This window comes from Streptomyces marispadix, from assembly GCF_022524345.1.
GTDB lineage: Bacteria > Actinomycetota > Actinomycetes > Streptomycetales > Streptomycetaceae > Streptomyces > Streptomyces marispadix.
Map to the genome: position 1 here is coordinate 6,322,031 of NZ_JAKWJU010000002.1, position 17,255 is coordinate 6,339,285.

Sequence of the window (17,255 nt, forward strand, 5' to 3'; positions counted from 1 at the left end):
GCCGGTCCTTTCGCCGTGGTTAGGTCCCGGCGGCTCACTTCTACGCGTGTCACCGACGGAAGCCGAAAAGGACTCATGCCCCCCACGAAGCTCGTCAGAACCGCCCTCGCCGCCGTCGGCGCGGGCACCGTGCTCGCCGTCGTCGCCCTGCCCGCCGCATACGCGGGCGACGACGACGGCTGGCAGTCCGCAGGCAAGGGCAAGACGGCAGGAATCAGCGGAATCGCCGTATCCGAAGCCGCAGTCGCGGACGGCGACGTCAAGGCGGTCGTCGTACGCGACAACAAGAAGCCCGACGAGAACCGCGTCGCCGCCGTCGGCTATCACGACGGGGACAAGCCCGACGTCGAGCCGCTCGACTGGAAGGGCGGCGAACTGCCCGCCGACCTGGAGGCACTCACCGGCATACCCGGCGAGAAGGGCGGCCACCTCGCGGCCACGAGCTCGGGCACGGTCTACCACCTCCGCGTGGCGGGCGGCGAGGCGAAGGTCGTCGACACCTTCGAGCTGCCCGCCGTCCAGTCGGGCGACGAGGTGGAGAGCCTCACGCTCGGCACCGCTTCACCGTCCGCCGCACGGGGCGCCCGGGCCCCGGCGGCAGAGGGCAAGTTGACCGCGGTCTGGGGAGGCCGCGGCGAGGACGACCGCCCCGGCACCCTGCACGCCGCCCTCCTCTCCTTCGACTCCGAGGGCAGGGCCGACTTCGGCAAGGTGCAGTCGGCGGAGGTGCGCGCCCCGTACCCGGCCGAGAACGTCCGCCACGCCTCGGACACGGCAGCCGCCGACTCCGGTGATCTGCTGGTGAGTTCGGCCTCCGACCCGGGTGACGACGGGCCCTTCGACTCCGCGGTGTACGTCGCGGGACGTGTCTCGCTCGACGACTCGGGCGCGCTCGTACTCACCGTGGCGAAGGACCCCGAGGTGCTGAGGAAGTTCGAGAAGCACAAGATCGAGGCTCTTGCCTGCCTTCCCGGTAAGGACAAGGCGATCCTCGGCACCGACGACGAGAACGAGGGCGGCTCGCTGACGACGGCCGGCGGTGTGTGCGGCAAGTGACGACGGGCCGTGGCCGCCGCGCTGCCCCGCCCGTCGGATGCGGTGAACATGCGGTGGAGGCCGGGCTCGGCATCTTTTCCGGTTCTGCACATTATGGGAAGCCGGGGTGCGCGCGTCAGCGGTGACGGATCTTCGCGGCGACCCCGTGCCCTATGAAGAGGTAGACGACCGCGGGAAGGCCGTAGTTGAGGACGAAGCGCACCTGCTCGTTCTCCATGGTGAAGATGTCGTGCGACCAGGCGGAGAGCCAGCCCGCGAGGTCGCGTACGAACTGGACGAAGACGTTGCCCTGGTTGGCCTCCAGCAGGTGCAGCAGGATCCACAGAACCAGCAGCCCGGCGGCGACATCGGCGATCGTATGGATCACCAGGGCCGTCCGCCTCGACGGCGAGTCGTCCCGGGAGTCGCCGTGGCGGGGGCCGGCGGGGGCTGGTTCATGCGGGTAGCTCATGGCGGTCCGATCTGCGGTGCGGGGGAGTTGCCGAGGGCGGGCCGGGCGCGGGTGCGGAGGCGGTCCTCCCCGTTCCCGTGAACGGGCGCTCCGCGTCGGCCGGTTGCCGGCCGCCGGGGGCCCGTGCCCTTTCCGCGTCTCTCTGCGGGAGCTGTGCCGGGGGTGTTACCCGGCCGTGGGGCGAACACCTTCACGGAGGCGTCGCAAGGCGTACACGTGAGCTTCGCACCCGGGAGTCCCGGTGAGCGGCGCCGCACCTGCCCTCATGTTCGCCCGGTGCGCGGACGGGCACCCCGCCCCTCCCGGAGTTCGCGATGCGCGGGCGTGAATCGCCGCTGGTTCAGGCGTGTTGGGCGTGCGCCGATGGCTTGAGGGCGGGGAGTCCGCGCCGTTGCGCGGGAAGCGGCCGTTCCGTCCTGTGTGCATCACGTGCGCACCAAAGTGCGGTTTAACACCTTCTGTCGATTGTGTTCCGGTTCTCGGGGGAGGCACAGGACCGGGCGGTCCGCGACCCGGCCGTGCGGGTCCGTCCGATGTCCGACCAGGCCGGAAAGAGGACCGGAAGAGGAGAACGCGATGACGGAAGAGACGGTCTACGAGCCGCCGGCGCTGACGCCGGCAGGCGACTTCAGCGAGGACACGCTGGGAAGCGCCGTCGGCTTCACGCTCGACGGCGGTCAGTACCCCTACCACGTGTACTTCGGCGGGCCCCCGCACACCTGAGCGCGCCGTGAGTCGCCGGCGGGGACGGTTGCCGACCGTCCCCGCCGTGCCGGTCAGTCGATCGACACGCTTGTGTGGAGGAGGCGTTGGTGGAGCGTTGGTGGGTGGCCCTGCCGGACACGGCGGCGGCCGCCGGTGTGGCGCGGCGGATTGCCGATGCCGCGCCGGACCGTCTCACGCACGCCTCCGGGCGTCCCTGGCTGCTGGGCCGCTGGTCCGGCGGCGAAGCGGCCATCGCCGAGGCCGGGCCGGTGCGTGCCGCCGTGCTGGGACGCTCCGCGCTCACCGCGCGTACGTTGCGGCACAAGGCCCGCGGGGTGCGGCACGTACGGGACGTCGAGGCGGCCGTCGCCGGGCCCGGCAGCTACCACCTGCTGGCGTCCGTGGACGGCTCGGTGTGGGCGCGTGGTTCGGCGTCCGCGGTACGCAGGGTCTTCACCGCCGTCGTCGACGGTGTCCAGATCGCCGCGGGAGACGCCGCCACCCTGGCGGTGCTGACCGGCGCCGAACCCGAACTGCCCGTACTGGCGGCCCACTTGCTCGACCCCCCGGTGTCGTCGGCCGCCCTCTCGGAGCGGACGGTGTGGCGAGGCGTGCGCGCGGTGCGCCCCGACGAGGCGCTGCTGTGGCACCGGGACGAGGGGCGTGCGGGCCGCACCGTCCGCTGGTGGCATCCGCCGCGGCCGGGTCTCCCGCTGCGCAGGGCCGCCGTGGCCGTACGCGCCGCCCTGCACGAGGCGGTGGCCACCTGTACTTCGGGAGGCGGCACCGTCAGCGCGGACCTGTCGGGCGGGCTCGACTCGACGAGCCTGTGCTTCCTCGCCTCCCGCAGCGAGGCCGAGTTGGTGACGGTGCGCTGGGAGGGCGTCGATCCGCGCAACGACGACGCCGCATGGGCCGCCCGTGCCGCCCAGCATCTTCCTGCCGCCACCCACGAGGTGGCGGGAGCGGAGGAGACCCCGGACTGGTTCGCGGGACTCGACGGCATGCGGCTCGCCACGGACGGACCCGCCGCCTGGGTGCGGGACGTGGCCAAGCTCGACGACGTACGGCGGCGGGCGCGCGGCCAGGGTTCACGTATGCATCTGTGCGGAGGCGGCGGCGACGAGCTGTTCACACCCGCCCCCTCCCATCTCACCGATCTGCTCGCCAGGCATCCGCTGTTCGCCCTGGGCGGCCTGAGGCGCCGTCGTACGGACTGGCGCGCCGGGCGCATCGAGACGATCCGCGGGCTGTGGCACGGAGTCCGGCGGGACCACCGGCAGGCGCTGCGTGCTGCCGCCAGGCGGCTGACCGTTCCCGGCATCTCCCCACCCGAGGCACTTCTCGGCTGGCAGACGCCGCCGCGCATGCCGGTTTGGGCCACCCCCGAGGCGGTCGACGCCGCGTGCGACGTGCTGTGCGACATCGCCGACGAACTCCCCGAGCCCCTGGCCCCGCAGCGCTGGATGCACGGCGTGCTCCACCAGGTACGCCACGGCGGCGACGCCGTACGGCAGATGAACTCGGCGCTGGACGGCCCGGAATGCGCCTTCCCCTACGGGGACGACGCGGTAGTGGCCGCGGCGCTGTCGGTCGATCCGCGCGAGGCCGCCGCCCCGGGCCGCTACAAGCCGCTGCTGACGACCGCGATGACGGGCCTGATGCCGCCCGGTCTGCTGCGGCGCACCACGAAGGGCGCCTACGACGCGGACCTCTACCGTGCGCTGCGCCGCCAGACCCGCGGCATCCGGGCGCTGCTGGACGACTCACGGCTGGCCGCGGCCGGACTCATCGACCCTCAACTCCTCGGCAGGGCCGTCCACTCGCACGCCCCCGTAGCCGCGCTGACGCCGCTGATGCCGACCCTCGGCTGCGAGGTCTGGCTGCGCTCACTGCCTCATGCCGCCACATCGCCGCCCGTACCGAAGGCCACTGAGCTTCCCGATTCCCTGCGAGGAGCCCCATGACCGGCGCCCCCGCGCCACCGGCGGCGCCCTCCCGCACCGGCCCGCACCAGCGCCTGCTGGCACGGCTGTGCGTCGCGGTCACCCTGCCGCTGGCCCGGGCACGGCCGCACCGGGTGCGCGGCGTGCTGTGCCTGCTGCGCACCGGCGCCGCACCCGCGAGCGCCCGGCAGGCCGCAGCGGCCCGTGAGTTGATCGTCTCCGTCAGCCGACGGTGTGCGGCGCCGCACGGCTGTCTGCACCGTTCGCTGGCGACGACCGTGCTGTGCCGGGCCCGAGGCGTGTGGCCCACCTGGTGCACCGGCGTACGGACGCAGCCGTTCGGCGCCCACGCCTGGGTGGCCGTGGCGGGCGAACCGGTGGGCGAGCCCGCGCACGAGAGCGACTACGCGCCGATCCTCACCGTGCCGCCACGTGGGAGGAGTTCATGACGTGGACGGCCCGCCCCCGCTCCGGTACGGCTCGGGCGCCGGGCGCGGAGAGCGCAGGAACGGTGAACGGGGCGAGGGCAACGGATTCCCAGGCCGCCGCCGGGCAGAGGGAGGTCGAGAATGCCGTCGTCCACGCACGAGGGCTGACGAAGTCCTACCCGGGCCACGACGCCGTACAGGGCGTGGACCTGACCGTCCGCGCGGGCGAGATCTTCGGCTTCCTCGGCCCCAACGGCGCCGGCAAGTCCACCACCATCTCGATGCTCTGCACGCTGACGCCGCCCACCGGCGGGCGGGCCGTCGTCGCCGGCGCAGACATCCGCACCCGGCCCCGGCTCGTGCGTGCCCGCGTCGGCGCGCTCTTCCAGCACAGCGCCCTGGAGCCGGACTTGTCCGCCGCCCGCAACCTCTATCTGCGTGCACGGCTGCATGGACTGCCGCGTCGTACGGCACGCGTGCGCACCGCGCGGGCACTGGAGACGGCGGGGCTCGCCGACCGGGCCGACGAGCGCGTACGCACCCTCTCCGGCGGACTGCGGCGCCGCCTCGACATCGCGCACGTACTGCTGCACGCACCCCGTCTGCTCTTCCTGGACGAGCCCACCGTGGGCCTCGACCCGCCCGCGCGTGCGCAGTTGTGGCAGCACCTGCGCTCGCTGCGCGCCCGGGAGGGCATGGCCGTCTTCGTCACCACGCACTACCTCGACGAGGCCGAGCACTGCGACCGGCTGGCCATCATCGACCACGGACGCATCGTCGCCGAGGACTCCCCGGAGCGGCTCAAGTCGCGGCTCGGCCGCGAGAGCGTACGGTTGCGCACCGACGACGACTCCCGCACGTCGGACGTGCTGCGCGAAGAGCTTCAACTGGCCGCCGGACACGGCCCGGACGGCCTGCTGACCGTCCCCGTCACCGACGCGGGAGCCTCGCTGCCCCGGCTGTGCTCCCTGCTGTCCGCACGAGGCGTACGGGTCCACGAGGCCACGAGCGCGACCCCCACGCTGGACGACGTCTTCATGCACCACACCGGCCGCCGCTTCGACTGAGTGAAATGTCCGCGCCGGTACGGGGGAAGGGCCGCCGGGGCCGATTGGGGGGGCCGGCAGGCAGACCGCCGTGGCCCGGCCGGCGAACAGCGAAACCGACGGAGAGACGAGCCCGCCATGACCGCCACGCACACGAGCCCGGCCGCCGGACCGGCCGTCGCCGCCCGGCAGTTCACGCTTCGCGGTGAGGTGCGCGCCGTGCACTCCCTCGTGCTGCGCGAGCTGCTGCGGCTGTCCGCCAACCCGACCCAGGTGCTGATGCTGCTGCTTCAGCCGCTGCTGTTCCTGCTGGCCTTCGGCGGCGGTCTCAACTCCCTCGTCCCCGGCTCCGCCGTCGGCGGCTCGTACCGTACGTATCTGTATCCCGGCATTCTGCTGATGACGATTCAGGCACCCGCGATCAGCGTGGGCATCCGCCTCATCACCGACCGCAACAGCGGCGTGCTGCGCGAGACCCTCATGGCTCCCGCCCGCCGCGCCACGTTGCTGTGCGGCATCTGCCTCGGCGGCTGTCTCACCGCCGCCGCCCAGGGCGCGCTGCTGCTCGCGCTCGCACCCGCGGGCGGCCTTCCCTATCAACCGCTCCTGCTGCTGGGCCTGTTGGCGCAGCTCACGCTCGCCGCCTTCGCGCTCACCTCGTTCGGCATCGCCTTCGCCGTACGTACGCGCAAGGCCGAGACCTTCAACACCGTCCTCGGGCTGTCGGCAGCGCCACTGCTCTTCACGTCCGGCGCGTTCGTGCCTCTGTCAGCGCTGCCCGGCTGGCTGGGGCCGCTGGCCGCGTGCAACCCCCTGAGCTACGCGGGCGACGCGCTGCGCCGCACGATTCACGCGCTGACGCCCGGAGGCCACGGGCACGGCCACGGGGCCGGCGGCGTCGAGGTGAGCGTGCGATGGGGTTCCTGGACGCCGCCGCTGGCCCTGGAGACGGCCGTGCTGCTGCTGGCTGCGCTTGGGGCACTGTTCGTGGCCGCGCGTGCCTTCAGACGGCACGAGGCGACGGTGTGAGCCGCGGGGCGGGGATGAGGGGACGCCGGATACCCAATCGGCACGGGCATGTTGAGGCACCGCGCATCGGGCGCCGCCGCGAAGCGCGGGCGGACGTTCTGCCGGACGTTCAGGGGGACTTCCGCGTGGTGAGCCTGGCCTCTTCGAGGCCGCGTACGAGCGACGCCACGTCGTCGGCCGACCTCCCCGAGGCTTCCGGATGCCGGGCGGCGAGCCGTGCGGCGACCTCCTCGGTCGTGGCGCCGTCCAGCAGGCCCCGCAGCACCAGTGACGCGGTGTCGTTCAACTGCCAGTAGCGGCCGGTGCGTTGGTCGAGCAGGACCATGCCGCTCTCGGTCTCCGTCGCGGAGACGTACGGCCGGAGCCTCACGGTGCCGGAGTTGCTCATGACGAACGGACCGCCTTCCGGGGGAAGTTGTGGGTGACGTAGGGGCTGGGCGGGCGGCAGCGCAGGCAGGCCCGCGCCTGGAGCCCGCCACGGGAGGCGATGCCCGCGGCTGCCTGCCGTAAGCGACGCGCGCCGTCAAACCACACGACCCGGTGGAGGCGAAGCACAGCCGGCATGGGAGGCGTGGGAGGTATCGGAGGTGGCGAGGGCGCGCACGTCCGGCCGCGGGCCCGCCCGCGCAGCGGCAGTCCGCCCGGCCCCCGCTAGCCCGGCTCCCCGTCGGAGAGCCGGTCGTCCGTGATCCGGTGGCCCGCGGCCTTCAGCCCCTGGGTGACCGACCGTGTGAAGGCGGCCACCGCCTCGTTGTGACGGCTGGGCACCCAGACGACCGAGGTCGTCCACGCCAGTTCGGGACGCTCCAGGGGCCGCCAGACCAGGCCGTGCGGAAGGGGCGCCGCGGGCTGCTCGTTGAGGTGGATGCCGCGCCCGGCGAGTGCGAGCCCATGGACGAAGTGCGGATTGCGGGCATGCCGGATGGCCCCCGGCAGGAAGCCCTCGTCCCGGCAGACGGTGAGGATGTGGTCGTAGAGCCGCGGCGCCATCTCACGGGGGAAGATGATCAGCGGCGTGCCGTCGAGGTCGCGCAGCCGCAGGGGAGCGGGCGCATCGCGTGAGGGCACATCGTGTGCGGACGCATCGCGTGAGGGCGCCCCGGCAGCGGACGCGAGGTCCACGGGCAGCACGACGCCGAGTTCGCGCCGTGCCACGGGCCCCGACTCCAGGCCCACGGTGTCCGACGGGTGCCGTACGACTCCCGCGTCGAGTCCGCCCTCCCGCAGCCTGGTGAGCTGCTGGTCCGTGGTGAGTTCGTGCAGCTCGATCAGTACGCCTGGAGCACGGCGGGCGAAGTCGGCCGTGAGCGTGGGCAGTACGACCGGATTGGTGTCCGGCGGTACGCCTGCCCGCAGAACCCCCGCCTCGCCCGGCCGGATTCGGCGGATCGCCTCTCGGGCGGTCTCCACGCCCGAGAGGACCGGCCGTACATGCTCCAGCAGAAGCGCACCGGCCTCGGTGAGCTGCACACGGTGGCGCGTCCGGTCGAAGAGGCGGACGCCGAGTTCCCGCTCCAGATCGCGGATGCGCTGCGACAGCGGCGGCTGCGCCATGTGCAGTCTCTCCGCCGCCCTTCCGAAGTGCAGCTCCTCGGCGAGGACGGCGAAATAGCGCAGGTGTCGCAGCTCCATGAGCGGACCATATCGCTCCGATATCAAGGCCAGTCCCGATTGGTGTTGGCCGAAACGCATCCACCGCTGCTTGCATGACCGACCAAGCGGAAGCCCGCGGCGGACGGTTCGCCTCGGCCGTACGGCACTGTTCAGCACTCTTCAGCGCTCTCCGCACTGCTCCGTGCCGCCCCGGCGCTGATCGGCCTCCCTTCCCCGGCTCGCGCTCCCCGCCCCGTACACCCCCAGAAAGGCAACGCCTCATGACAGACACCCCGGATACCGCGGAGACCACGGACACCCCCGCCGTCGTCGTGACCCGTCATCCGGTCACGGCCGACGGTGGAGCCGAGAGGGGCGAGGGGCCCGGCAGGTTCGTCGGTGAGATCACCCTGAACCGCCCCGGCAAGCTCAACGCGTGGACGAGCGCCATGCGCGGCGAACTGATCGTGGCGCTCGGCGAGTTCGGCTCCGACCCGCAGTGCGGCGCCGTGGTGGTCACCGGCGCCGGCCGGGCCTTCTGCGCCGGTCAGGATCTCGCCGAGACGGCTGCGATCGACCCCGGCGACCATGGCGCCACCGAGGCGTGGATCGACGACTTCGGCCGCCTCTACCGGGCGCTGCGGAGTCTGGACAAGCCGTCGGTCGCCGCCGTCAACGGGGTCGCGGCCGGTTCCGGCTTCCAGTTCGCCCTGCTCGCAGATCTGCGCATCGGACATGCGGGCGTCACCATGGGCCAGCCCGAGGTACTCTCCGGCATTCCCAGCATCACCGGGATCTGGGCCATGTGGGACATTCTGGGCCGGGCGAAGACCACCGAGTTCGCCCTCGCCGGGCGGCTCGTCGACGGCACGGAGGCACACCGGCTCGGCCTGCTCACGAGGCTCGCCGCCGAGGACGAGGTGAAGTCGGAGGCCGTGTCCGAGGCCGCCCGGCTCGCCTCGCTGCCGCCCGGGGCCGTCGCGCTCACCAAGCGCCGCATCCGCGAGCTGGACGACGCCGGTCTCGACGAGGCGATCACCGCCGCGAAGAAGGTGCATACGGCGGCCTACGCCACCGGTGAGCCGCAGCGCGAGATGGCCCGCTTCCTGTCCGGGCGCCGCCGCTGACCCGGCGTACGACGGCGTACCACGACGTACGGACGTCCACGACGCGACGCCCCCGAGCCGAACGCACACGACGACCCCCGAGCAGCGCACCCCTCGCAGCGCACCCCTCGCAGCGAACCACCACGCACCACCACGCAACGCACCGCGGCGCGAGCAGCAACGCCCGCCGCCACCGCAAGAGAGGACCGAACCGCGATGACCACCAGCGTCACGCCGCACACCGGCGATGTCGCAGACGGCGAAAGCGTCTACCGCGACCTTGTGGCCGGGCACCGCTGGAACGTGCCCGCGCGCTACAACATGGCCGCGGACGTGGCGGACCGCCACCCCGGCGACGCGCTCGCCCTCATCTACGAGGACCACGGCGGGCACACCGAACACGTCCTCTGGCAGCGGATACAGGACCGCTCGAAGCAGGTCGCCGCCCATCTGGCCCGCATCGGCGTACGGCAGGGCGACCGGGTGGCCGTGCTGCTGCCCCAGCGCATCGACACCCCCGCCACCCATCTCGGTGTGCTGCGCACTGGCGCCGTCCTGGTCACCATGTCCCTGTTGTGGGCCGACGAACCCATCCGCTACCGGCTGGAGGACTGCGGCGCCACGGCCCTGATAACCGAGACCGGGGCACTGGAGCGTGCCCGTCACTTCACCGGTGCCGTCGTCGACGTCGACGACCCGGAAATCGCCGCGCTGCCGCCCGAGTTCGACACCGTCGACACCGCCGCCGACGACCCGGCCCTGATCTTCTACACCTCGGGCACCACCGGCGCCGCCAAGGGCATCGTGCACGCCCACCGCACCCTCCTCGGCCACAACGAGTTCCGCTACTGCCACGATCTGCGCCCCGGCGAGGTCTTCTACGGCGCGGGGGACTGGGCCTGGTCGATGGCGAAGCTCATGGGTCCGCTGCGTGCCGGTGCCGTACATCTCGTCTACCGGCCGGCCGGCGGCTTCGACCCGCACGGGCTGCTCGACGCCATGTCGCGCCACAAGGTCACCACCGCCCTGGTCAATCCGACGTTCCTGCGCAAGATCAGAGCCGACGTGCCGGACGCCGGCAGCCGCTACCCTCAGTCGCTTCGCGTCGTGTGCTGCTCCAACGAACCGCTCACCCCCGACCTCATCGACTGGTTCCGCGGCCAGTTCGGCGTGACTCCGCTCGACTACTACGGGTCCACCGAGTCGTATCCGCTGATCGGCAACTTCCCCGGCGTACCGGTCAAGGCCGGTTCCATGGGCCGCCGTATGCCCGGCTGGGACGTACGGCTGCTGGACGGCGACGGCCGGGAGGTGCCCCCCGGGCAACCCGGTGAGATCTCCCTGCGCGCGGGCTCCAACCCCCAGTACCCGCTGGGCTACTGGAACCGGCCCGAGGCGTCCGAGGAGGCGTTCGGCGGCACCTGGTACCGGACGAAGGACCAGGCCGTCATGGACGAGGACGGATACTTCTGGTTCCTCGGCCGGACCGACGACGTGATCAAGACCTCCGGATACCGGGTCGGCCCGTACGAGGTCGAGGACGTGCTGCGGCGCCACCCGGCGGTCGCCGACGCCGGCGTCGTGGGCGTGCCCGACGCGGTGCGCGGCCAGGCCGTGAAGGCATGGATCGAACTGAACCCCGGCTACGAACCGGGCCCCGGCCTGGCCGACGAGATCACCGACTTCGCCCGCACCGCCTATTCACGCTTCGCCTATCCGCGGCTCGTCGAGTTCGTGGACGAACTGCCGCGCTCGGCCACCGGAAAGATCCAGCGCGCGGCCCTCCGCGCACGGGACAGCGCCCCAGCCGACGCCTCCCCGAATACCGCCCCGACAGCCCCCGTCCGTACAGCCCCCGCCCCAGCAGCCCCCGCCGAAGGGCCAGATCAGAAGGAACAAGGACATGACGACGGAGCACCAGGCAAAGCCGGCGAAGGAACCGCACCCCGACGCGACGCCTGACGGCGCGGTCGCCCCGCCTCCCGACAGCGCGATCGAAAGGGCCGTAGACAGCAAGGGCCGCCGCAAGGTCACGGCCGCCACCGCCATCGGCAACTTCGTCGAATGGTTCGACTCGGGCGCGTACGCCATCATGTCCGCGACCATCGCCGGGCTCTTCTTCCCGCAGTACGACGACGCGGCGGCACTGCTGGCGACATGGGCGGTCTTCGGCGGGGGATTCGTCGCCCGTCCGCTCGGCGCGGCCTTCTTCGGGCGCTACGGCGACCGCATAGGCCGCAACAGGATGCTCGCGCTGAGCGTGCTGTGCATGAGCGGCGCCACGTTCCTCATCGGGCTGCTGCCCGGCTACGCCACCATCGGCATCGCCGCACCCGCGATGCTCTTCGTACTCCGCGCCCTCCAGGGCTTCTCCACCGGAGGCGAATACACCGGCGCCTCGGCCTTCATCATGGAGTACGCGCCCGAGGGCCGCCGCGCCCGCTACGCCAGCATCGTGCCGCTCACCGTCGGACTGGCCTCCGTGGCGGGCGCCATGGTGGGGCTGCTGATCACCTACACCCTCGACGAGGCGGCACTGCAAAGCTGGGGCTGGCGCATCCCCTTCCTGCTCGCCGGGCCCCTCGGCCTGATCGGCCTCTATCTGCGCAGCCGGATCCAGGACACCCCGGTCTTCCGCGCCATGGAGCAGCGCGAGGCGGTACGGAAGGCGCCGTTGAGGGAAGCGGCACGAGTCTGCCGCAGGCAGGTGCTGACGCTCTTCGGCTACAGCATCACCAACGCCGTCGGCTACTACCTGATGAGCAGCTACCTCATCGCGTACATGTCCGAGGAGGTCGGCTACAGCAAGACGGAGACGATGCTCATCAGCGTCGTGACGATGCTCGCCTACAGCGGGGCCTGCCCCCTGATGGCCGCGGCGAGCGACCGCTACGGCCGCAAGCCCATGCTGCTGGTGGCCTGCGGCGGCTTCGCCGTCGCCACTCTGCCCGCCTTCTGGCTGATCGGCGCGGGACTGGGCGGCGCCCTGATCGGCGCCCCGATCCTCGGCGTCCTGGTAGCGGTCATCGGCACCTCCAACGTGCCGGCGATGGTCGAGATGTTCCCCGGCCAGCTACGCGCCAGCGGCTCGGCCATCGGCTACACGGCCGCCTACGTCCTCTTCGGCGGCACGGCGCCGTTCGTCGCCACCGGCCTCGTCTCCCTGTCCGGGACCCCGCTGGCTCCCGGCCTGTATCTGATGAGCCTGGCGGTCCTCTCCGGACTGGTGGTGCTCTTCTCCTTCCGGGAGACCGTGCGCCTGCCGCTGACCCGTACGACGGTCCTGGAGAAGTGAACACGCGCCGCACCCCACGCCCGGGCTGCCCGCGGTCCTTCCGCGCGGAAACCGGTACGCGGGTACGCAGGTACGTACGGAAGGTCTGCGGGAGCCCTGAATGCCACCGGCGCCAACCGTCCGTCGGCGTAAGGGCGTTGTGGGGTGCGGCCAGGGGTGAACGGTGGCCGCTACGGGCCGCCCGTGTACGAGGCGGGTCCTGCCGCCGTTCCCACCGTCCGATTGCCCGGGGGAGCACGGCGGTTGGGCTTCGGCGATCAATCGGCACGATCAACGGCGGACGGGCCCGCCGCATCCGCGGTCAGCGCCGCGTGCCCGGGGAGCGGGCAGGCGGCTGACCAGCGGCAGTGCGGCTATCGTTGCTCTCCATGAGCAGCACACGGTTGCCCGTTTCGGCGGTCACACGACTCGGCGGCGCGGCCGTCGCGGGAGCGTTGGCGGGGACCGTGGTCGGGGTGTCCGTCGATACGCCGCTGGGCGTTCTCGCGGGTATCGCCGCGACCGAGACCTGCTTCGTCGTGGCGGGCTGGGCGGTGCTCTGGCCCATGGACGCCGCCGCCACCCATCGCAACGCGGGACGTGAGGACTTCCGCCCCCTCACCGAGGAACTCGTCGTCGTGGCAGCCGCGTTGTGCGGCCTGGGAGGCATCGTGGTGCTGCTGCTCGGCAATTCCGACACCAGCCATGCCGCGACCGCCCTCGCCGGTGTGTTCATGGCCTGGGCAGCGCTGCACCTGATGTACGCCACCCGGTACGCGTATCTGTACTACCTGGAGTCCGCGGGCGGAATCGACTTCAACTCCCGCGAGCCACCGGCCTATCGGGACTTCTTCTACTTCAGCTACAACCTCGGCATGACCTACCAGGTCTCCGACACCGACGTCTCAAGTCCGTCGATCCGCGCCATGGTTCTGCGGCACTGCCTGCTGTCGTACGCCTTCGGCACCAGCATCCTGGCCACCGCCATCAACCTCGTCGTGGGCATCGTCAGCGCCTGACCGTCCCATCCTGCCCGTAGCCCGGGGAGCCGGTGGCCCGGGAAGAAGCCGGTGCGCTACGGGCGTGTACCCCCGCCGACGGGAGGCGGCCGGGCGGCTCGCCCACGCTCGTCCAAGAGAGCCGAAAAAATCCGGACGACGATGTCGAGAACCCGCGACCGGCTCCGTCCCCCCTATGAACGCGGCCAGAATGGGCCGCACGAGCGCCTAGGAGAACACGATGGCCAAGTACCTGCTGCTCAAGCACTACCGCGGAGCCCCGGCCGCGGTGAACGACGTTCCCATGGACAAGTGGACGCCGGAGGAGATCTCGGCCCACGTGCAGTACATGAACGACTTCGCGTCCCGTCTGGAGACCACCGGCGAGTTCGTCGACGGCCAGGCGCTCGCCCCCGAGGGGACGTGGGTCCGCTACGACGGCGAGGGCCGCCCGCCCGTCACCGACGGCCCGTTCGCCGAGACCAAGGACCTCATCGCCGGATGGATGGTGATCGACGTCGACAGCCACGAGCGGGCCGTGGAGCTCGCCGGGGAACTGTCGGCCGCCCCCGGGGCGGGCGGGAAGCCGATCCACGAGTGGCTCGAACTGCGCCCGTTCCTGACCGCGCCGCCCACCATCACCGAGTGACCTCTGAGATGGACGAGGTTCTGCTACGGAGCCTCACGCCGAGCGTGATCGCGATCCTCGTCCGCCGCGGAGCAGACTTCGCGGCGGCCGAGGACGCGGTGCAGGACGCGCTGGTCGAAGCGGTACGCGTCTGGGGCGGCGGCACCGACGGGGCCGCCCCCGTTGCGGACCCGAAGGGCTGGCTCGTCACCGTGGCCTGGCGCCGCTTTCTCGACGCGACCCGCGCGGACGCCGCACGCCGCCATGCGGAGAGGACCGCGTCGAAGAGGAACCGTCGCCGGGGCCCGCGTCCGCCGTGGACGACACGCTCCAGCTCTACTTCCTGTGCGCCCATCCGTCGCTGACGCCGTCGTCCGCGGTCGCGCTCACGCTGCGCGCCGTAGGCGGGCTGACCACGCGCCAGATCGCCCAGGCGTACCTGGTGCCCGAGGCGACCATGGCGCAGCGGATCAGCCGGGCCAAACGCACCGTCTCCGGCGTGCGGTTCGACCAGCCCGGCGATGTCGCCACCGTGCTGCGCGTCCTCTACCTGGTCTTCAACGAGGGCTACTCCGGCGACGTCGACCTCGCCACCGAGGCGATCCGGCTCACCCGGCAACTCGCGGCCTCCATCGACCACCCCGAGGTGGCGGGCCTGCTCGCCCTCATGCTGCTCCACCACGCGAGGCGTGCGGCCCGTACCGCACCCGACGGCAGCCTCGTGCCGCTCGCGGAGCAGGACCGTAGCCGATGGGACACGGAGATGATCGCCGAGGGCGTCGAGATTCTCCAGGCGGCCCTCGCCCGCGACCGGCTGGGCGAGTTCCAGGCGCAGGCCGCCGTCGCGGCCCTCCACGCCGACGCACCCACCGCCGAGGAGACCGACTGGGTGCAGATCGTCGAGTGGTACGACGAACTCGCGCGTCTGACCGACAGCCCCGTCGTCCGGCTCAACCGGGCGGTGGCCGTGGGCGAGGCCGACGGACCACGCGCCGGTCTGGCGGCGCTCGCGGAGCTGGACGACTCCCTTCCGCGCCACACCGCGGTGTCGGCGTACCTCCACGAGCGTGACGGGGACCTGGCGACGGCGGCAAGGCTGTACGCCGAGGCGGCCTGGAAGGCACCCGACATCGCCGAACGAGATCATCTGACCCGCCAGGCCGCCCGGCTCAACGCACGCGGCGCGTAGGGGACTTGCCAGACCGCACCCCCTTGGGCTTTCGAGTCCCCGGAGCGCGCTGCGGGATCAGACCCCGGACTCAGACCCCGGACTCAGACCCCGGACTCAGACCCCGGTACGGACCCGGACTCAGATCCGGACCCCGAGGCGCCGACGGTCGTCTCGAAGCGGTGGAAGGCGACCTCCTGGCGCCACTGCGACTCGGCCTTCTCGCTGGAGTCGAGCAGCGCACGGCACCGCCCGCCCGGCGCGGTCACACCGGGCAGCTCCCCGGCACAGGGCCCGGCGAGGGCGTAGCCCTCACGCGTGGGGTTGCCGCGCCACAGGCTGCGCCCTGGCAGGAACGAGTACTCCAGCGACGCACGCGAGAGGTCCTTGAGTTCCGGATAACTCAGCCCGTAGGTCTCGGCCGCGTACTCGTACTCGTTGCCGATGTCGGTACGGGAGATCCCGGGATCGTCGGTTGACAGCACGACCGGGACCCCGAAGTCCCGGTAGGTGCCGAAGGGATGGTCGTCGCCCTTGACGCCGAGGATCTGGGCGTTGCTGGTGAAGGGCACCTCCACGGCGACCTCGCGGCGGGCCATCGTGCGGGCGGTCCTCCGCCAGTGGTCCTCGTGGACGAGGTCGACGCCGTGCCCGATACGTTCGGCTCCCGCGACGCCCACGGCCTCCTCGATGTGGAACCTCAGGTCCTCCGGCTTGACGAGGCCAGGCCACAACTCGCCCGCGTGCAGGGTGACATGCGCCTTCGGATAGACGCCGCGCAGATACTTCAGCATCCGCATCTGAAGGCGGTAGCCGGCCAGCGCGTTCTCCCCGTCCTCGGGTGCCACGAGGTTGACCGCCACGAAGCGCCCGTCCCGTTCCGCCAGCCTCATGCCGAGCGCCAACTGCGTGAAGACGCGGGCGGGGGCGCTGCCCCTGGACGCCTGGGAGATCCAGCGCACCTTCATCCGGCAGCCGGGCCGTGCGCCGGAGGTGCCGCAGTGCGCGGCCTCGCGGTACTCGGCGTCGGCGTCGTCGGCTTCCCGGCGCGCCTCGGCCACCAGACCGTCGAGCTTGCCTCCGGCGGCCAACTTGCCGTGCAGCTCGGCGAGATCGTCGTCCCAGCCGACCTTCTCCGCGAGCCTCTTCGCGCCGTCCGACGCCGGGGTGACCATCGTCTCCAGATAGGTCTGGTTCTGCTTCGCGGCACCGTCGGCGACGTCCGCGAGCAGCTTGCCGCGATTGCGCCACGTCACCTCGCCGAACTTCCCGAACGCGTCGAAGAAGTGGTCGTGTCCGTTGCCGTCCGGCGGGAAGTCCTCCATCGACCACGCGCGCACGATCTGGTCATGGAACTCCGCATCCGTGCGGGCGTCGGCGGCGGGGCGGGCGTTCCCTCCGCACGGCGGAGGCACGGCGGTCATCGTCGAGGTGTCGATGCACAGGCCGTCCTGCCCGGCCAGCTCGACGAGATACTCGGTGGTGACCGCGCCGGAGAGATGGTTGTGCAGGTCGCCGCCCTTCGGCAGCGCGGTGAAGAACCGTTCCATACGGCCGGGATCGTCCCGGATCGCATCGAGGCGCGCGTCGGTGATCGCCTCCGCGGGAGTCATCGGCCGGGGCCCGGCAGCGGCGGCGGGATGGGCCGCCGGTCCGGCCGTCTGAACGGCCAGGGCGGACAACGACAGCAGACCTACGGTGAGGGGCAGGGCCTTACGGGGCAGGGCCTTACGCCTGCGGCGGGTGTCAGCTCGGTGTTGAGGAATCACCGGCTCATGATCGGCAGGGTGTCCCGGTCATCCCCGTTGTTTTCCGGGGGAGTTCACC

Annotated in this window: 15 protein-coding genes and 1 pseudogene; 12 read left to right on the forward strand and 4 right to left on the reverse strand. The window is 72.0% G+C overall.

Annotation, left to right across the window (positions count from 1 at the left end; all coding sequences use genetic code 11):
* Positions 1 to 75: 75 nt before the first annotated feature.
* Complete coding sequence (locus tag MMA15_RS26255) at positions 76 to 1,056, forward strand: hypothetical protein (protein WP_241062641.1); 981 nt, start codon at positions 76 to 78, stop codon at positions 1,054 to 1,056.
* A gap of 115 nt (positions 1,057 to 1,171) precedes the next feature.
* Here the strand turns inward: MMA15_RS26255 and MMA15_RS26260 are convergent, their stop codons facing one another.
* The gene (locus tag MMA15_RS26260; protein ID WP_308290594.1) at positions 1,172 to 1,423 is read right to left on the reverse strand and encodes a hypothetical protein; all 252 of its coding nucleotides are present in this window, start codon (positions 1,421 to 1,423) and stop codon (positions 1,172 to 1,174) included.
* Between the two features lie 660 nt (positions 1,424 to 2,083).
* Between MMA15_RS26260 and MMA15_RS26265 the strand changes: the two genes are divergently transcribed.
* The 5 genes from MMA15_RS26265 (at position 2,084) to MMA15_RS26285 (ending at position 6,661) form a co-directional block, all read left to right on the forward strand.
* Positions 2,084 to 2,230, forward strand: a complete 147-nt coding sequence (locus tag MMA15_RS26265) for a keywimysin-related RiPP (protein WP_241062643.1) — start codon at positions 2,084 to 2,086, stop codon at positions 2,228 to 2,230.
* Between the two features lie 89 nt (positions 2,231 to 2,319).
* Positions 2,320 to 4,179 (forward strand): asparagine synthase-related protein, encoded by a 1,860-nt coding sequence (locus MMA15_RS26270; protein ID WP_241062644.1) that lies wholly within the window; start codon positions 2,320 to 2,322, stop codon positions 4,177 to 4,179.
* Positions 4,176 to 4,607: a lasso peptide biosynthesis B2 protein gene (locus MMA15_RS26275; RefSeq protein WP_241062645.1), complete on the forward strand. Its 432-nt coding sequence runs from the start codon at positions 4,176 to 4,178 to the stop codon at positions 4,605 to 4,607. Before MMA15_RS26270 ends, MMA15_RS26275 begins: the two co-directional genes overlap by 4 nt.
* Complete coding sequence (locus tag MMA15_RS26280; RefSeq protein WP_241062646.1) at positions 4,604 to 5,653, forward strand: ABC transporter ATP-binding protein; 1,050 nt, start codon at positions 4,604 to 4,606, stop codon at positions 5,651 to 5,653. The genes MMA15_RS26275 and MMA15_RS26280 overlap by 4 nt, the downstream gene beginning before the upstream one ends.
* 117 nt (positions 5,654 to 5,770) lie before the next feature.
* Positions 5,771 to 6,661 (forward strand): ABC transporter permease, encoded by an 891-nt coding sequence (locus tag MMA15_RS26285; protein ID WP_241062647.1) that lies wholly within the window; start codon positions 5,771 to 5,773, stop codon positions 6,659 to 6,661.
* A gap of 109 nt (positions 6,662 to 6,770) precedes the next feature.
* Here the strand turns inward: MMA15_RS26285 and MMA15_RS26290 are convergent, their stop codons facing one another.
* Positions 6,771 to 7,049 carry a lasso peptide biosynthesis PqqD family chaperone gene (locus tag MMA15_RS26290; protein WP_241062648.1) on the reverse strand — a complete coding sequence of 93 codons (279 nt, stop codon included), beginning with the start codon at positions 7,047 to 7,049 and terminating at the stop codon, positions 6,771 to 6,773.
* Between the two features lie 263 nt (positions 7,050 to 7,312).
* Positions 7,313 to 8,293, reverse strand: coding sequence for a LysR family transcriptional regulator (locus MMA15_RS26295; RefSeq protein ID WP_241062649.1), 981 nt, complete (start codon positions 8,291 to 8,293; stop codon positions 7,313 to 7,315).
* Positions 8,294 to 8,535: 242 nt separating this feature from the next.
* On the opposite strand from MMA15_RS26295, the gene MMA15_RS26300 reads away from it, so the two are divergent.
* The 6 genes and pseudogenes from MMA15_RS26300 (at position 8,536) to MMA15_RS26325 (ending at position 15,449) form a co-directional block, all read left to right on the forward strand.
* Positions 8,536 to 9,381 carry an enoyl-CoA hydratase/isomerase family protein gene (locus MMA15_RS26300; protein ID WP_241062650.1) on the forward strand — a complete coding sequence of 282 codons (846 nt, stop codon included), beginning with the start codon at positions 8,536 to 8,538 and terminating at the stop codon, positions 9,379 to 9,381.
* A gap of 195 nt (positions 9,382 to 9,576) precedes the next feature.
* On the forward strand, positions 9,577 to 11,322 hold the full coding sequence (locus MMA15_RS26305) for an acetate--CoA ligase (protein WP_241062651.1): 1,746 nt from the start codon (positions 9,577 to 9,579) through the stop codon (positions 11,320 to 11,322).
* Complete coding sequence (locus tag MMA15_RS26310; protein ID WP_241062652.1) at positions 11,264 to 12,655, forward strand: MFS transporter; 1,392 nt, start codon at positions 11,264 to 11,266, stop codon at positions 12,653 to 12,655. The genes MMA15_RS26305 and MMA15_RS26310 overlap by 59 nt, the downstream gene beginning before the upstream one ends.
* A gap of 368 nt (positions 12,656 to 13,023) precedes the next feature.
* Complete coding sequence (locus MMA15_RS26315) at positions 13,024 to 13,653, forward strand: DUF1345 domain-containing protein (protein WP_241062653.1); 630 nt, start codon at positions 13,024 to 13,026, stop codon at positions 13,651 to 13,653.
* Between the two features lie 220 nt (positions 13,654 to 13,873).
* Entirely contained in the window at positions 13,874 to 14,281 is a 408-nt protein-coding gene (locus MMA15_RS26320) for a YciI family protein (RefSeq protein WP_241062654.1), read from the forward strand.
* Positions 14,282 to 14,289: 8 nt separating this feature from the next.
* Positions 14,290 to 15,449, forward strand: a pseudogene (locus tag MMA15_RS26325) (RNA polymerase sigma factor).
* Between the two features lie 83 nt (positions 15,450 to 15,532).
* Here MMA15_RS26325 and MMA15_RS26330 read toward each other — a convergent pair.
* The gene (locus tag MMA15_RS26330) at positions 15,533 to 17,197 is read right to left on the reverse strand and encodes an adenosine deaminase family protein (protein WP_241062655.1); all 1,665 of its coding nucleotides are present in this window, start codon (positions 17,195 to 17,197) and stop codon (positions 15,533 to 15,535) included.
* Positions 17,198 to 17,255 lie beyond the last annotated feature (58 nt).

What these genes read in the sequence shown, in the direction of transcription:
- MMA15_RS26255 (WP_241062641.1), top strand. Translation starts at nt 76, where the DNA reads ATGCCCCCCACGAAGCTCGTCAGAACCGCCCTCGCCGCCGTCGGCGCG.
- MMA15_RS26265 (WP_241062643.1), top strand. Translation starts at nt 2,084, where the DNA reads ATGACGGAAGAGACGGTCTACGAGCCGCCGGCGCTGACGCCGGCAGGC.
- MMA15_RS26275 (WP_241062645.1), top strand. Translation starts at nt 4,176, where the DNA reads ATGACCGGCGCCCCCGCGCCACCGGCGGCGCCCTCCCGCACCGGCCCG.
- MMA15_RS26280 (WP_241062646.1), top strand. Translation starts at nt 4,604, where the DNA reads ATGACGTGGACGGCCCGCCCCCGCTCCGGTACGGCTCGGGCGCCGGGC.
- MMA15_RS26285 (WP_241062647.1), top strand. Translation starts at nt 5,771, where the DNA reads ATGACCGCCACGCACACGAGCCCGGCCGCCGGACCGGCCGTCGCCGCC.
- MMA15_RS26290 (WP_241062648.1), bottom strand. Translation starts at nt 7,049, where the DNA reads ATGAGCAACTCCGGCACCGTGAGGCTCCGGCCGTACGTCTCCGCGACG.
- MMA15_RS26295 (WP_241062649.1), bottom strand. Translation starts at nt 8,293, where the DNA reads ATGGAGCTGCGACACCTGCGCTATTTCGCCGTCCTCGCCGAGGAGCTG.
- MMA15_RS26300 (WP_241062650.1), top strand. Translation starts at nt 8,536, where the DNA reads ATGACAGACACCCCGGATACCGCGGAGACCACGGACACCCCCGCCGTC.
- MMA15_RS26305 (WP_241062651.1), top strand. Translation starts at nt 9,577, where the DNA reads ATGACCACCAGCGTCACGCCGCACACCGGCGATGTCGCAGACGGCGAA.
- MMA15_RS26310 (WP_241062652.1), top strand. Translation starts at nt 11,264, where the DNA reads ATGACGACGGAGCACCAGGCAAAGCCGGCGAAGGAACCGCACCCCGAC.
- MMA15_RS26315 (WP_241062653.1), top strand. Translation starts at nt 13,024, where the DNA reads ATGAGCAGCACACGGTTGCCCGTTTCGGCGGTCACACGACTCGGCGGC.
- MMA15_RS26320 (WP_241062654.1), top strand. Translation starts at nt 13,874, where the DNA reads ATGGCCAAGTACCTGCTGCTCAAGCACTACCGCGGAGCCCCGGCCGCG.